This is a genomic window from Nemorincola caseinilytica (assembly GCF_039540515.1).
Lineage (GTDB): Bacteria > Bacteroidota > Bacteroidia > Chitinophagales > Chitinophagaceae > Nemorincola > Nemorincola caseinilytica.
On sequence record NZ_BAABFA010000007.1, the window covers coordinates 35,447 to 49,778 of the forward strand.

Sequence of the window (14,332 nt, forward strand, 5' to 3'; positions counted from 1 at the left end):
GGCTGCACACAGGGCGACTTGATCTTTATGGTAACACCTCCCTCTCCTTCATCGTACGCCATAGCCAACGGCGAAGGCGCTTAGGAGAGGGTCGGGGAGAGGCCCCCTATAGCAGCCGCGAAGGCAGCTATATCTTCCTCGCGCGTGTCCCAGGCACACATCAGGCGCACCTCGTGCGTGCTGTCCTTCCATACATAGAAGGGATAGTGCTCCTGCAGCGGCTCATACCAATGGCGGGGTATCTCGGCAAATACTGCATTGGCCTGTACCGGCCTCGTCACCCTTACTGCCGGGTGGGCGCTCAGTGCCGCATGCAGCCGCTGTGCCATGGCATTGGCATGTGCGGCCGTACTGCGCCACAGCTCGTCCTTCAGCATGGCCTCGAATTGCGCTGCTATATAGCGCGTCTTCGATGCCAATTGCATCACCTGTTTGTGCTTGTAGGCTATGTGTCTTGCCAGCTCTTTGTTGAAGACCACCACGGCCTCGCCATACATCATGCCCGCCTTTGTGCCTCCCAGCGATAGTATGTCCACTCCCGCCCGGGCGCTTATGTCGGCCAGGCTGCACCCCAGCCCTGCTGCGGCGTTGAAGAAGCGCGAGCCATCCATATGCAGGTATAGCCCATGCTCGCGGCACAGGGCCGCTATAGGCTCCAGCTCGGCCTGTGTATACACGGTGCCATATTCTGTGGCCTGCGTTACCGATACCATGGCCGCCTGCGCATAGTGTACATCTCCACGGCGTATCAGCCTTTGCGCTATTATCTCTGCATCCAGTTTGCCATGCTCGTTGGCCGCCAGCGGAAAGAACCTGCAGCCTGTAAATGTCTCCGGTGCCGATGATTCGTCGCAGTATATATGCGAGGTGTCTGCGCACAGTACCGAGTTGTAAGAATGTGTAGCGCTGCTGATGCTCAGCACATTGGCCCCTGTCCCATTGAACACGAAGAACACCTCTGCATTGCCGCCGAACAGGTCGCGGAACAGTGCCACGGTGCGAGCCGTTATATCATCTGCCCCGTACGACCGGGCATGTGCCGTATTGGCCTGCTGCAGCGCTTCCATCACCTGGGGTAGTACGCCTGCATAGTTATCGCTTGCAAAACTCTTCATAAATTATTGTGGCTCTATCTTGGTCTGGCAATAAAATTAGTCGTTTTCCGTACTTTGGCATATCCATTTTTACCTGCTGCATATGGTGCGCTCATTATCATTGGTGGTCGCTATGTTCTTTTCGGGTACGCTGCTGGCGCAAAGTACCGTCAGGCTCCACAACCTTTGGGCCCGCCCGCAAGTGCATGTCCTATTCGGTGAGTACAGGCTCTCTTTCAAGATAAAGGATATAGACCGTACCCTGCAGATACTGGCCGATATAGGCAATAGGACCTGGGGGCCTTCCTCCGGCCTGGATACCAACAGGCAGTACAGCATAGAGCTATACGCCGACAGGCAGGAGTACCGCGGCAGGTTCGAAAGAATGATGCACCAGGCAGTAGCTACCTTTCTCCTATCGGCCGGGCAGGCCGAGGTAAGGCATGGCCGCAAGCGGCTGCACTCGGTAATTATGGAAGTACAGCCCGTGCGGCAAGATGATATGATGGCCCGCATCAAATTCTTCGACCCTAAAAAACACAGGCTGATCTACAGCGGCACTATGCCCGTAGATATGTACAACCGCGACATCGGCATCGACTGATCATTTTTGCGGCCGGGTAGCATCCAGCCTGAAGACTATCGGTACCGATACAGGCGCCATTATGTTCGTCTTACCCTTTTGTGCGGGTTTCCACCGGGGCATGGTGCGTGCTACGCGTACCGCCTCGCTGTCCAGCAAGGCATGTGCATGCTTTATCACGTTCACGCTCGTTACCTTGCCCTTTTTGTCTATTATCAGGCCCAGCAGTACGCGCCCTTCTATCTTCTGCTCGCTTGCCTTTGGGGGGTATACCAGCTTTTCGCGCAGGTATTTGTCCAGCGCCGCATTACCACCCGGAAACTCCGGCGCCCTGTCATACGCGCCACCCTGCGCCAGTGCATTCATACCTGCCACTATACATGCCACCAATAAGAGACCTCTCATAGCTACAAGGTAAGAAGAAGATGCACATCCAGAACAGGCAGAAATATTTTAGTCTCCAAAAATATTTTGTTAGTCTTACCTAATTTTATATTTTTGTGCCGTATCATTCTCAAAATGAAACAGACCATTACCATATTATCTATCGTTGCCTTCGGTTACCTGTCCTTTATGGCATGTAAAAAGGTAGAGCCCGCTGCTCCTGCTGAGGACAACATCCTCGATGGCCCGGTAGAGGGGCTCACCCCCGCGCAAAAAGCCATGTTCCTGCGTGGCGATGTAGCTTTCAACGATGATGTTTTCACGGCAGAGACCGGCCTTGGGCCCATGTTCGTGGCCACATCGTGCGGCAGTTGCCATGCCGGCGATGGCAAGGGTCATCCCTTCACTACCCTCACCCGCTTTGGCCAGGTAGATAGCAATGGCAACGAATACATGGCACATGGCGCACCCCAGTTGCAGAACCGCGCCATACCCGGCTACGAGCCCGAGGTGATACCGGCGGGTGCTTCCTTCTCGCGCTTTATGCCACCGGCCAATACCGGTATGGGCTTTCTGGAGGCCGTGACAGACGACGATATACTGGCCATGGCCGACCCCGACGATAAGGACGGCGATGGCATAAGCGGTGTACCCAACTGGGTACATATGAAAAGTTACATTACGCCCATGGCAGGTGCAGCTACATCCAACGGCAGATACATAGGCCGCTTCGGCAAGAAGGCTGGAGCCTACGACCTACTGCAGCAGACAGCAGCCGCCTACAACCAGGATATGGGTATCACATCGGTCTACGAACCGCACGATACCTATACCGGGCTGGCCATAGACCCCGAGATAAGCACGCAGAAGCTGCAGGATGTGGTCTTTTACCTGCAGACCCTCAAAGCCCCCATTCAGCGGCATACCGGCGATGCCGATGTGATAGCGGGCAAGGCGCTCTTCATACAGGCCGATTGCGGCGGCTGCCACAAGCCCGAGCTCAAGACCGGCTACTCTGCCATAGACCCACTCTCGAACAAGACCTTCCACCCCTATACCGACCTGCTGATGCACGATATGGGACCCGGGCTGGACGATGGCTATACCGAGGGTACTGCAAAGACCAGCGAATGGCGTACACCTGCCCTTTGGGGACTGGGCCTGTCCATGAACTCGCAGGGTGGCAAGTACTTTCTACTGCACGATGGCCGGGCGCACAGTATAGAAGAGGCCATACTGCTGCATGGGGGCGAGGCTACCGTCAGCCGCAGCAAATATGTTGCCCTTCCTGATGCGGACAAGAAAAAAGTGCTTAAATTCCTCGAAAGTCTCTGACCTATGGACCGTAAAGAATTTCTGCGCACCGGCTGTATCACCTGTATAGGCATGGCATTGGGCGCGTCTCTGCTGCAAAGCTGTGCTGCCGGTGGCAAATATGTGAAAGGCACCCTCAACGGCCGTGGCCTGCTGGTGAACCTGAGTGATTTCGAGACCGGCAAAACAGGCATGAGACCATACCTCATCGTTCGGCACGATGCCATAGAGTTCCCTCTATGTGTATACCACATAGAGGGCGACACATTTACCGCACTCCTTATGCGCTGTACCCACCAGGGGGCAGAGCTGCAGGCTGCCGGCGACCAGCTTACCTGCCAGGCACATGGCAGCGAGTTCGACAGGTATGGCACCGCCACACAGGGCCCGGCAACATTGCCTCTGCGCTCGTTCCCGGTATCGGTGGCCAACGGGCAGGTATTTATTGATCTGAGAAAACAGTCATAATGCGTTCATTCCTACTTGGCATATTTTGTATAGCAGCGCTCACTTCGCAGGCGCAGATAGATAGTACCCTGCTGCGCCGCCAGCCCGTAGATACCACGGGGTTGAAACTGAACATGGATGCTGTATATAACCGTCCCTTCCTGTCGCTGGGCAAGGCGCCGGTGGCGCTGGGCGGCTACCTGGAGGCCAATTACCAGCACCTGGGTACCGATGGCATCAGCGAGGGGCACCAGTTCCAGATGCGCCGGGTCACGCTGTTCGTGGCATCGGGTATAGGCCACAGGCTGAAGTTCCTTTCGGAGATAGAGTTCGAAGACGGTACCAAGGAGATAAACATAGAGTTCGCTGCGCTGGATATGGAATTCCATCCCCTGCTGAATCTGCGCGGCGGTATAGTGATGAACCCCATAGGCGCCTTTAACCAGAACCATGACGGCCCCAAGTGGGAATTCGTGGACAGGCCCATTGCTGCCACGCAGATGCTGCCTGCCACCTGGAGCAATGTAGGCTTTGGTGTTTATGGCAAACGCTTCCGCAACAACTGGGCCGTTGCATACGAAGCCTATCTTACCAATGGTTTCAATGGATATATCATCAACAATGCCAATGGCCGCACATCTCTGCCCGCGGCCAAGCAGGACCGTGACCGTTTCGAGGAAAGCTATAATGGCATGCCGCTGGTGACCGCAAAAGCGGCCATACGCCACCGCAAGATAGCCGAGGTGGGCGTATCGTATATGGGCGGGGTGTACAACAAGTTCGAGGATGATGGCATGGTGCTGGATATAAAACGCAGTGTGCGCACCTATGCCATAGATGCCAATGCTACACTGCCCGGCACCCGTACCGGCATCATAGCCGAGTGGGCATGGGTACATGTAGATGTGCCCCCTACCTACAGCCAGCAATATGGTACACGGCAGCAGGGTGGTTTCATAGACCTCATACAGCCCATATGGAAGAGACCGGTACTGGGCTTCGAGCATTCTGTAGTGAACATTGCCTGCCGCCTGGAGTATGTAGACTGGAACATGGACACCTTCCACCAGACCGGCGATAGCATAGGCGACGACCTTATGAGCATAGTGCCTGCCATAAGCTGGCGTCCCGGGTCGCAAACGGTGCTGCGCCTCAACTACCGCTACGACCTGCAGCGCGATCTGCTGGGCAATCCGCCTGCACGCACGGCAGGTTTCCAGGTGGGGTTCTCCAGCTATTTTTAGGGATATCTTGACCCCGGTGTGGTCGAAAAAGCCTTAAATTTGTATAAACACAGAGTGTATGACCGCAGCGGCTATAAGAGAAAAACTACATAGATATATCGACAGTACCGATGACAGGCATGTCGAAGATCTGTTGAATTATGTAGAGAGCCTGGAAGCACATGATATATCTGATGCCGACATGAAGGAATTGCATGAGCGTGCAGATAAAGTGCTTAAAGGAAAGGCCGTAGTATATACAGTAGCAGAGACCCACTCTTTCATAAGAAATAACAAAAAGAGATAGATGGGCTACAGCATATTCGTTTCTGACGAGGCCAGAAACGAGACCTATCATGCATATCTATGGTATGAAGATAAACTGGAGACATTGGGAGAGGAGTTTCTCTCTGAATTGGAACATTGGTACACAAAAATATCGTCCCGGCCGTTGGTATATGGCTTTCTGAACAATTCAACTATTTTACGTTCCGCTCTTTTGAACAGGTTCCCCTATTCGGTCATATATATCGTGCATGAAAGCCGCATCACTGTCGTTTCTGTAAGACACATGAGCAGCAGACCTATACTTTCGTCGCAGACCGGCAAATAGCATATTATTTGCTCATTGGTGCATTTCAAAGTACTTTCGCCGCCGGAAGAGCAATACTCATTTCGCACTACATTTATATATGAAACACGCTTATGTATTTCCCGGTCAGGGCGCACAGTTCCCCGGTATGGGCAAGAACCATTATGAGCAGAACCCCGCCGCTCGCGACCTTTTCGAGCAGGCCAACGATATACTTGGTTTCCGCATCACCGATGTGATGTTCGGCGGCACAGAAACAGAGCTGAAGCAGACCAACGTCACGCAGCCTGCCATTTTCCTGCACTCGGTGATACTGTTCCTCACCACACCCGGCCTTGCGCCCGATATGGTGGCGGGTCATTCGCTGGGCGAGTTCTCGGCCCTTATAGCCAATAGGGCGCTATCGTTCGAGGACGGGCTGCGCCTGGTAGCAAAGCGTGCGATAGCCATGCAGCACGCCTGCGAGATAAACCCATCTACCATGGCCGCGGTGCTGGGTATGGAAGATACTAAAGTAGAAGAGATATGCGCCGGTGTAAGCGGGGAGATAGTAGTGGCAGCCAACTATAACTGCCCCGGCCAGTTGGTGATAAGCGGTAGCATAGAAGGTATAAACATAGCCTGCGAACGCCTGAAGGCCGCCGGTGCTAAGCGTGCGCTGGTGCTGCAGGTAGGTGGCGCCTTCCACTCGCCCCTTATGGAACCTGCAAGGCAAGAACTGGAAGCCGCCATATCTGCCACTACCTTCAATATGCCCACATGCCCTGTATACCAGAACGTGGACGCACAGCCATATACCGACCCCGCACAGATAAAGCAGAACCTTATAGCCCAGCTTACAGCGCCTGTACGCTGGACACAGACCATACAACATATGACCGCGAACGGCGCCGGACGCTTTACCGAAGTAGGCCCCGGCAGCGTACTGCAAGGCCTTGTAAAGAAGATAAACCGCGAGGCCGTGACCGACGGTATAAGCTGATAAGGCTAAAATACTGTATCATTCATTAAATTTGCCATAGCTGTGCTGGCGGGAACCGCCCTGTATGCTATACTTAAAAACTACCGACCACATAATGGCCATACTCCGATTCAGGGTCTATTGGGAAGAAGACGACCAGACCTACCGCGATATAGAGCTGCAGGTGGGGCAGACCTTTATGGATCTGCACCAGTGCATAGTAAAAGCCTTCGAGTTCGACGGTAAGCATAGTGCGTCCTTCTTCGAGAGCAATGACAAATGGGAGCGCAGTGGCAGAGAGTTCAATTCGGAGGTGCTGGCGAACAAAAAAGATGCCCCGGCGCTTTCTATGACAAAAACACCTGTATCGGCATTGATATCCGTCCCCGATCAGAAGTTCATATACGTTTACGACCCCGCCAAAAAGTGGAGCTTCCTGGTAGAGCTGATAGGTGTGAGCAAGGAAGAGACCTTCCGCAGGGTATATCCCTTTGTGCTGCGCAAAGAGGGCCTCGCACCCGCCCAATACGGAATAAAGGGCGTGAGTGTAGATAAAATAATGGAGATAGAGGAAAAGTACGACCTGGGCGCCGACGAGATGGCCGAGGGCTTTGGCAATGAGGGAGAGGGTGAAGGAGAGAGCAGCAGCGAAGGCGGCGAAAGCTATACTGAGGACACAGGCAGCGACTACTAGGTCTCATATCCCCCATCTTTTGACCACAGCCAGCAAGATATTGTATGTGATAGCCGGACCTACGGCAAGTGGCAAGACGGCCGCTGCCATAGCGCTGGCACAGCGGCTGGACACCTGCATCATATCGGCCGACAGCAGGCAGTGCTACCGGGAAATGACCATAGGTACTGCCAAGCCCACCGCCAACGAGCTGGCAGCAGTAAAGCACTATTTCATAGACGAATTTCCTGTGACACAGGAATTGACCGCCGCCGACTTCGAGCGGCTGGCGCTGGGGTATCTCAACGAGATATTCGCCACGCGCCATACGGCAGTGCTATGTGGCGGCACAGGCCTGTATATAAAAGCCCTATGCGAAGGGCTGGATGCCATGCCAGCTACAGACCCTGACATAGCGCTGCGTACAGAGGCCGAGTATAAGGAGAATGGCATAGAGTGGCTGCAACAGGCCGTAGAGACAGAAGACCCGGAATTCTACGAGACGGCAGAGGTACAGAACCCCGCGCGCCTGCTGCGTGCACTATCGTTCATACGCAGTACCGGTAAGAGTATAGTGCATTATCGCTCTCATACGCCTAAGGAAAGGCCTTTTCGCATTATAAAAATAGGGTTGGAATTGCCTAGAGAGGTGCTCTATGACCGCATCAACAGACGGGTAGCTATGATGATGACCGAGGGCCTGGAAAGCGAAGTACGAGGATTGATACCATACAAGCACTTAAAGAACCTGCAGACAGTGGGCTATGCCGAACTGTTCGAACATTTTGAAGGGAAATGTACACTGGCTGAGGCCGTGGACAAGATAAAACAGCATACGCGCAACTATGCCAAAAGGCAGATGACGTGGTTTCGGAAGGATGCGGAGATGACTTGGCTGCGGGCAGATGATGAGCAACTGGTAACGAAGATATTGGCCATCAGTACAGCTTAGAGATAGCTACCAGCAGCTCTGTGGACCGCTGTGGCGATGGTGGCTGGGTGACCGCGAAATTCCCGTTCCTGTCCACTAGGAAATAGGCGGGTAGAGCGCGTACACCATAGCTCTGTGCAGCAGGGGCATACCAGCCGCCGGTAGTATAGGTGAAGTTGCCGGTAAGACCCATTTGCTGTTGCAGGAGTTTAGCCGTAGCGGTGTCCTCGTCTATAGATACGGTCACGAATTCTACTGGCTTATTGGCGAACATGTCCTTCACCTTGCGCTCCATCATGCGCAGCTCGCCAACGCATTGCTTGCACCAGGTGGTCCAGAAGGATATATACACTACTTTTCCTTTCAGGTCAGATAGCCGTACTTGTTTGCCATCGGCCATGGTCACATTCATGTCCGGCGCGGGTTGGCCGGCCTGCAGGCGTTCGGCCATGTCCATCTCTTTTTGCAGGGCAGGCAGGTACTGGCTTGCCGGCCAGCGTTTGCGAAAGGCCGCGAACACAGCCCTCGACCGCTCTATATACTGTACCCGCGCACGCGCATACAGGCTTTGTGCTATGAAATACTCGCCGCTACCGGTGGGCAGCAGCTTATAAGCCAGTTTATCTACACTGTCCAGCAGCTTGCGGGCATTGGCGCTATCGGTAACGGGTACAGCATAGCCCGCCCCACGCAGCCTTGTCTCAAAAAGACCGGACAGGTAGAGGAGGTAGGGTGGCACCTGAAGGTATTCATCATCAAAAGCATCAGGCAGGCCTTTCAGTACCGCATAGTTAGCCTCGGGAATGGTATCGGTATAGCGCCTTATGCGCTGCATCTCGTGCATCTGCGGATACTGCTCTATGAAGAAGTAGTTGTAATAGGTAAAGCTGGCATCCCATATCCTGCGGAACCGTGCAGGTAATTTATCCCCGTGCCTGGTGGTAAACGCCAGCTCTTCCTTCTTCTCGTTCTCCAGACCTTTTAGATAGTCCTCGGGCGTTTCGGCAATGTGGTTGCGTATGCGCATGGTATACTGGTTCACCCGGCCACGTTCCAGTGTGTGCTGCGCCACAAAATTCTGTATGTCGCTGCCACTGCCTGTGTAGCTGATGCTGCTGTCGAACCGGCGGGCATCGGCTATCACCTTCAGGCTGTCGCCATTGGTGAGCATCAGCTCGGCAAGATGGTTGCCATGGCGTAGCTCTACCATGGTGTACACATCTGCCGGTACAGGAAAGGAGACCGAAAAATTACCGTTCCTATCCAGCGGGGCATAGAACTCCTTGGGGTAGTATGCCAGCCTGTCGGTATTGTAGGTTATCCGTACACTGTCAGATGTGCGGTTGGTAATATGGCCTCGCAGCACTACATCCTGGGCATATATGCTGCATGAGCAAGCCAGCAGTAGCAGCAGGCAGCAATATATGCGGCGGCCGATGTTCATAGCAGCTAAGGACGTTCTCATAAGGTAATGCGGCTATGCCTCTACCAGTGCAGGCAACGGGCGTGGCGCATATTGTTTCACAGCACGGGCTATGGCGGCTATGTGTGGTGGTGTGGTGCCGCAGCAACCACCCAGCATGTTCACCCAGCCCTCTTTGGCCCATTCGGCCACTATAGATGCAGTGACCTCGGGCGTTTCGTCGTACTCGCCCATGGCATTGGGCAGGCCCGCATTGGGGTAGGCCGATACATAGCAGGGGGCTATAGCAGCCAGTTCCTCTATATGCGGGCGCATCTCTGATGCACCCAGCGCACAGTTGAGACCTATGCTGATGGGGTTGGCATGCATCACTGATATACAGAAGGCTTCCAGCGTTTGCCCGCTGAGGGTACGGCCCGATGCATCGGTGATGGTGCCCGATATCATTACAGGCAGTTTCTCCATCCTTGTATCGCGGAAGAACTTGTTCACCGCATAAATGGCCGCCTTAGCATTCAGTGTATCGAATATTGTCTCTATGAGCAATATCTGCGCACCACCTTCCACAAGACCTTTTATCTGCTCGTAGTAGGCATCGGCCACCTCATCGAAGGTAATGGCACGATAGCCGGGGTCGTTCACATTGGGAGAGAGCGAAAGTGTTTTGTTCATAGGGCCTACTGCACCGGCCACGAAATGTTCGTCGGGGTTCGCTCCGGTCTCAGCGCAGAACTCGGTTATGGCCTCTTTTGCCAGGCGGGCAGCGGCCACATTTATCTCGTAAGAAAGCGCCTGCATCTCATAGTCGGCCATAGACACGCGCTGGGCGTTGAAGGTATTGGTCTCTATGATGTTGGCGCCTGCGGCGAGGTACTCTTTGTGTATGGCCTTTATAATATCGGGCTGGGTGATGCACAAAAGGTCGTTGTTGCCTTTTATGTCCATATGCCAGTTTTTGAAGCGGTCGCCCCTATAGTCGGCCTCCTGCAGCTTGTAGCGCTGTATCATGGTACCCATGGCGCCATCTATTATCAGTATGCGCTGTTCTAAAAGGTTGCGAAGCCTGCTGTCTATATTATTCATATGTCAAAGGTAGGTAATTCGGCAATTTGACAATTCGGCAATTCGATAATGCCGGGAATGTGAAGGAATACGATAACGCGGGTGGGTCGTGTCCATCTCATTTTTCACATTGTCGCATTTCTTCGCATTATCGCATTCACATTATCGCATTAAACGGCAGCTTTGGCGGCCTGTGCCATATCGCGGATGAGGAGGGGGTCGCGCTCTATGGCGTTGCCCACTACTACGAGGTCGGCACCGGCAGCACTGGCGGCATATACCTTATCGGGGTCAGATAGGCCACCGCCTACTATGAGGGGTATGGCTATATTGCTGCTCACCTTGCGTATCATGGCCTCGGGCACGGGACGGCGTGCGCCGCTGCCGGCATCGAGGTATATGAGGTGCTTGCCCTGCAGCTCGCCGGCCCATGCGGTGCAGAGGGCTATATCGGGCTTGTCGGCGGGTATGGGGGTGGTATTGCTCATGTAGGAGACGGTGGTGGGTGTGCCGCCATCTACTATTATATACCCGGTAGAGAGGACCTCGAGCCCGCTGGCCTTCACCTGTGGGGCAGATGCTACATGCTGGCCAATGAGCAACTCGGGGTTGCGGCCCGATATAAGGGACAGGTACAACAGTGCATCGGCATAGGGGGTCACCTGTGCGGGACTGCCGGGGAAGAGCACCACCGGAATATCGCTCTCGGCCTTGAAGCGCTGTATGCACAGCTCCATCTGGTGTACCATAAGCAGGCTGCCGCCCATAAGCAGCAGGTCTACCCCGGCATCGTTGCAGAGGCGGGCCATATGCTGCATATCGGCAGGGGCTATCTTATCGGGATCGGCGAGAACGGCGAACCCGCCTTTCTTCTGTGTCTTGAATGCCTGAAGCTGTGTGAGTACCATAATAGCAGCTACAAATATACCGGATCCTTAGTGGGTATGAACAAGGTGCTAAAGATGAACGGCGACTCCCTGCTCGTGCTCAAATAAGCGCGTGTATCACAACTGCGTAAGCATTTCGTTCCAGTTGCACTCTGCGGGGGCCCAGTGTTTTTTCAGGAGCTTGTCGGTGATGTCCATGTTGGCGAGGAAATTGACCTTTTCCTGCATCAGTACATGCATCTGTATCATCTGGCTATAATGCACCAGGTCTTCCCAGCTTCTGTTCCTGAACTGCTGGATAAAGGATGCCAGCAGGGGGCGTACTTCTTTGAGGTTCCAGTAGTGCAATATATAGGGCGCGGCGGCCTTTATGGCACCTTCCTGCCTGAAGAAGACCGAGAAGGCGAACTGCTCTATGATGTGCTTGGGGAACTTGGCATACTCGGTATCGGTGAAAGTGAGCACATCATCGAGCAGGTAGCGGTGGCCGGTATAGAAGCCCAGCACGCCTGCATTCCACATGGCGAGGTCCCAGAGGGAGCGGCCATGTACCTGCATGGGCGTATTGTCGCGCAGGTGGGTATCGAGCTTGGCAAAGATGTGATTGCTGCGGGTACTGACCACTGCCTCCATAACGTGCATGTAGAGCCTGCCTTGCGCTATGTCGGCCAGCATGGGCTCTATGGGCCGGGTGAAGACCACATCGGTATCGATATAGAGTACGTTGCCTATGTGCTCTTTAGTGAGGTCTTTCAGTACCTCTATCTTCACCCGGTGTACGAAATCTATAGCGCCGCGCCAGCGTTTTATATCGGCCTCGCTGATGGTGCGGAAATGTATATCGAGCCCAGGATTGTGGAACTGCGCGAACCATGAGGGGTTGTCGGTATAGATCCACACCTGGGTATTGGCCGGGCCGCGACCGCCGTACTGCCGCGAAAGGGACAGCAGCGCAAAGGCACATTCGTAAAAGATGCCCTCGTGGCCGTAGCACTGAAGCACTATATAGTTCGTCTGCTGATCCATGGTCTCTTTAGCCGGGGTGTGGTGTGTGCTTACAAAAATATCATAGTCCGGCCAATTGTGCGGGATGGTTATCGAGATAGCGCTCTGCGGCGGTGAGGCGGTAGTGCAGCACATCGTCGGTAGGCATGAAGGGGGCTACCTGGCGCAGGCCATCGTATATCTTCTCCAGCGCTGGCGATGATCGGTGCGGGCGGCGCAGGTCCAGCGCCTGTGCGGCCGTGAGCAACTCTATGGCCAGTACGCGCTGCACATTCATGATGACCTTGCGCAGCTTTACGGCGGCATTGGCGCCCATGCTCACATGGTCTTCCTGCCCATTGCTGCTCACAATGCTATCGGCAGATGCGGGGGTACAGTATTGCTTGTTCTGGCTCACGATGGCCGCCGCCGTGTACTGGGCTATCATGAAACCGCTGTTGAGACCGGCATTAGGCGTGAGGAAGGGAGGCAGGCCACGCTGGCCACTTACCAGCAGGTAGGTGCGGCGCTCCGATATATTGGCCAGTTCGGACATGGCTATGGCCAGGAAATCGGCATGAAGCGCGAGGGGCTGACCATGGAAGTTACCACCGCTCATGATAGCTTCCTCGTCGTGGAAGACGATGGGGTTATCGGTAACGGAGTTCATCTCTGTTTCGGCCACACGCAGCACGGTATCTATCACATCGCGCGTGGCGCCATGTACCTGCGGTATGCAGCGAAAGGAGTAGGGATCTTGTACCTGCTCTTTGTGCAATTGTTGTATGGGGCTGCCATCCAGCCAGCGCAGCATATTGGCGGCGGCGGCTATCTGCCCTTTATGGGGGCGTATGCGGTGCAGCGGGTGACGGAAGGGCTCATTCTTGGCCATAAAGGCATCAGCAGAGAGGGCGCCTATGGCATCGGCCCACTCCGAGAGGCGCTGTGCTGCCATGAGCGACCATGAGAGGTAGGAGTTCATGAACTGGGTGCCATTGAGCAGGGCCAGGCCTTCCTTCGCAGCAAGGGCCATGGGCTGCAGACCGGCGCGCTGCAGGGCCTGTGCCGATGGCATGCGCTCGCCTTTATAGTATACCTCGCCCTTGCCAAAGAGGGGCAGGCAGAGGTGGGCCAGCGGCGCCAGGTCGCCGCTGGCGCCGAGGGAACCAAGCTCGTATACCACGGGTGTGATGTCGTGGTTGTAAAGGTCGGCAAGGCGCTGCACTATGCCGGTACGCACACCGCTATAGCCCTGGCCCAGGCCATGGACCTTCAGCAGCAGCATGAGGCGTACTATATCCTGCGGCACTTCGTCGCCCATGCCGCAGGCGTGGGAGCATACCAGGTTCTCCTGCAGTTGTGCCAGTTCGTCATCGGCAATGCGCACATTGCAGAGAGAGCCGAAACCTGTATTGATGCCGTAGTAGGTGCCGCCACCTTTTATCATATCCTCCAGGTAGGCGCGGTTGTGGGCTATGCGGCCATTGGCGGCAGGAGAAATGTCTATTTTGTCATAGCCGGCAGTGAGCTGGGCTATGGAGAGATGCTCTGGTAATTGCATGCGCAAATGTAAAAGGAATTAGGGATCGGGAATTGGGTATTAGGTATTAGGAATTGGGGATCTGGAATTTGGGCTTTGGAATTTGGTATTTTGAATTATGAAATTTGGGATCTGGAATTTGGAACTTGGAATTTTTGGAATTTGGGCTCTGGAATTTGGAACTTGGAATTTTTGGAATTTAGACTCTGGAATTTGGCATTTTGAATGATGCAA

Annotated in this window: 15 protein-coding genes; 8 read left to right on the forward strand and 7 right to left on the reverse strand. The window is 54.4% G+C overall.

The features are described from left to right. Positions 1-80 precede the first annotated feature (80 nt). Positions 81-1,115, reverse strand: a complete 1,035-nt coding sequence (locus ABD843_RS04155) for a threonine aldolase family protein (RefSeq protein WP_345078962.1) — start codon at positions 1,113-1,115, stop codon at positions 81-83. 82 nt (positions 1,116-1,197) lie between these two features. Between ABD843_RS04155 and ABD843_RS04160 the strand changes: the two genes are divergently transcribed. After that, positions 1,198-1,698: a hypothetical protein gene (locus ABD843_RS04160; RefSeq protein WP_345078965.1), complete on the forward strand. Its 501-nt coding sequence runs from the start codon at positions 1,198-1,200 to the stop codon at positions 1,696-1,698. Here the strand turns inward: ABD843_RS04160 and ABD843_RS04165 are convergent, their stop codons facing one another. Beyond that, positions 1,699-2,082 carry an energy transducer TonB gene (locus tag ABD843_RS04165; protein WP_345078968.1) on the reverse strand — a complete coding sequence of 128 codons (384 nt, stop codon included), beginning with the start codon at positions 2,080-2,082 and terminating at the stop codon, positions 1,699-1,701. Positions 2,083-2,196: 114 nt separating this feature from the next. On the opposite strand from ABD843_RS04165, the gene ABD843_RS04170 reads away from it, so the two are divergent. The 7 genes from ABD843_RS04170 (at position 2,197) to miaA (ending at position 8,223) form a co-directional block, all read left to right on the forward strand. Further along, a complete protein-coding gene (locus ABD843_RS04170) occupies positions 2,197-3,396 on the forward strand; it encodes a di-heme oxidoredictase family protein (protein WP_345078971.1) in 1,200 nt (399 codons plus the stop codon). Between the two features lie 3 nt (positions 3,397-3,399). After that, positions 3,400-3,843 (forward strand): Rieske (2Fe-2S) protein, encoded by a 444-nt coding sequence (locus tag ABD843_RS04175; protein ID WP_345078974.1) that lies wholly within the window; start codon positions 3,400-3,402, stop codon positions 3,841-3,843. Continuing rightward, positions 3,843-5,066, forward strand: coding sequence for a hypothetical protein (locus ABD843_RS04180; protein WP_345078977.1), 1,224 nt, complete (start codon positions 3,843-3,845; stop codon positions 5,064-5,066). Before ABD843_RS04175 ends, ABD843_RS04180 begins: the two co-directional genes overlap by 1 nt. 58 nt (positions 5,067-5,124) lie before the next feature. Next, on the forward strand, positions 5,125-5,352 hold the full coding sequence (locus tag ABD843_RS04185; protein ID WP_345078979.1) for a hypothetical protein: 228 nt from the start codon (positions 5,125-5,127) through the stop codon (positions 5,350-5,352). A 385-nt stretch (positions 5,353-5,737) separates the two neighbouring features. Next, on the forward strand, positions 5,738-6,619 hold the full coding sequence (gene fabD, locus ABD843_RS04190) for an ACP S-malonyltransferase (RefSeq protein WP_345078981.1): 882 nt from the start codon (positions 5,738-5,740) through the stop codon (positions 6,617-6,619). A 64-nt stretch (positions 6,620-6,683) separates the two neighbouring features. Continuing rightward, entirely contained in the window at positions 6,684-7,292 is a 609-nt protein-coding gene (locus tag ABD843_RS04195) for an IS1096 element passenger TnpR family protein (protein WP_345078984.1), read from the forward strand. A gap of 19 nt (positions 7,293-7,311) precedes the next feature. After that, a complete protein-coding gene (miaA, locus tag ABD843_RS04200; RefSeq protein ID WP_345078986.1) occupies positions 7,312-8,223 on the forward strand; it encodes a tRNA (adenosine(37)-N6)-dimethylallyltransferase MiaA in 912 nt (303 codons plus the stop codon). Here the strand turns inward: miaA and ABD843_RS04205 are convergent. From ABD843_RS04205 to hutH, 5 genes are all read right to left on the reverse strand, one after another. Continuing rightward, complete coding sequence (locus ABD843_RS04205; RefSeq protein ID WP_345078989.1) at positions 8,210-9,667, reverse strand: TlpA family protein disulfide reductase; 1,458 nt, start codon at positions 9,665-9,667, stop codon at positions 8,210-8,212. The genes miaA and ABD843_RS04205 overlap by 14 nt on opposite strands. A gap of 12 nt (positions 9,668-9,679) precedes the next feature. Further along, positions 9,680-10,708, reverse strand: coding sequence for a homocysteine S-methyltransferase family protein (locus ABD843_RS04210; protein WP_345078991.1), 1,029 nt, complete (start codon positions 10,706-10,708; stop codon positions 9,680-9,682). 149 nt (positions 10,709-10,857) lie between these two features. Beyond that, on the reverse strand, positions 10,858-11,595 hold the full coding sequence (locus ABD843_RS04215) for a phosphoglycerol geranylgeranyltransferase (protein ID WP_345078994.1): 738 nt from the start codon (positions 11,593-11,595) through the stop codon (positions 10,858-10,860). Positions 11,596-11,691: 96 nt separating this feature from the next. Further along, on the reverse strand, positions 11,692-12,600 hold the full coding sequence (locus ABD843_RS04220; RefSeq protein ID WP_345078996.1) for a hypothetical protein: 909 nt from the start codon (positions 12,598-12,600) through the stop codon (positions 11,692-11,694). A gap of 40 nt (positions 12,601-12,640) precedes the next feature. After that, positions 12,641-14,119, reverse strand: a complete 1,479-nt coding sequence (gene hutH / locus ABD843_RS04225; protein WP_345078998.1) for a histidine ammonia-lyase — start codon at positions 14,117-14,119, stop codon at positions 12,641-12,643. Positions 14,120-14,332: the final 213 nt, after the last annotated feature.

What these genes read in the sequence shown, in the direction of transcription:
- ABD843_RS04195 (WP_345078984.1), top strand. Translation starts at nt 6,684, where the DNA reads ATGCTATACTTAAAAACTACCGACCACATAATGGCCATACTCCGATTC.
- ABD843_RS04220 (WP_345078996.1), bottom strand. Translation starts at nt 12,600, where the DNA reads ATGGATCAGCAGACGAACTATATAGTGCTTCAGTGCTACGGCCACGAG.
- ABD843_RS04185 (WP_345078979.1), top strand. Translation starts at nt 5,125, where the DNA reads ATGACCGCAGCGGCTATAAGAGAAAAACTACATAGATATATCGACAGT.
- hutH (WP_345078998.1), bottom strand. Translation starts at nt 14,119, where the DNA reads ATGCAATTACCAGAGCATCTCTCCATAGCCCAGCTCACTGCCGGCTAT.
- ABD843_RS04215 (WP_345078994.1), bottom strand. Translation starts at nt 11,595, where the DNA reads ATGGTACTCACACAGCTTCAGGCATTCAAGACACAGAAGAAAGGCGGG.
- ABD843_RS04160 (WP_345078965.1), top strand. Translation starts at nt 1,198, where the DNA reads ATGGTGCGCTCATTATCATTGGTGGTCGCTATGTTCTTTTCGGGTACG.
- ABD843_RS04180 (WP_345078977.1), top strand. Translation starts at nt 3,843, where the DNA reads ATGCGTTCATTCCTACTTGGCATATTTTGTATAGCAGCGCTCACTTCG.
- ABD843_RS04165 (WP_345078968.1), bottom strand. Translation starts at nt 2,082, where the DNA reads ATGAGAGGTCTCTTATTGGTGGCATGTATAGTGGCAGGTATGAATGCA.
- ABD843_RS04205 (WP_345078989.1), bottom strand. Translation starts at nt 9,667, where the DNA reads ATGAGAACGTCCTTAGCTGCTATGAACATCGGCCGCCGCATATATTGC.
- ABD843_RS04155 (WP_345078962.1), bottom strand. Translation starts at nt 1,115, where the DNA reads ATGAAGAGTTTTGCAAGCGATAACTATGCAGGCGTACTACCCCAGGTG.
- ABD843_RS04175 (WP_345078974.1), top strand. Translation starts at nt 3,400, where the DNA reads ATGGACCGTAAAGAATTTCTGCGCACCGGCTGTATCACCTGTATAGGC.
- fabD (WP_345078981.1), top strand. Translation starts at nt 5,738, where the DNA reads ATGAAACACGCTTATGTATTTCCCGGTCAGGGCGCACAGTTCCCCGGT.
- ABD843_RS04210 (WP_345078991.1), bottom strand. Translation starts at nt 10,708, where the DNA reads ATGAATAATATAGACAGCAGGCTTCGCAACCTTTTAGAACAGCGCATA.
- ABD843_RS04170 (WP_345078971.1), top strand. Translation starts at nt 2,197, where the DNA reads ATGAAACAGACCATTACCATATTATCTATCGTTGCCTTCGGTTACCTG.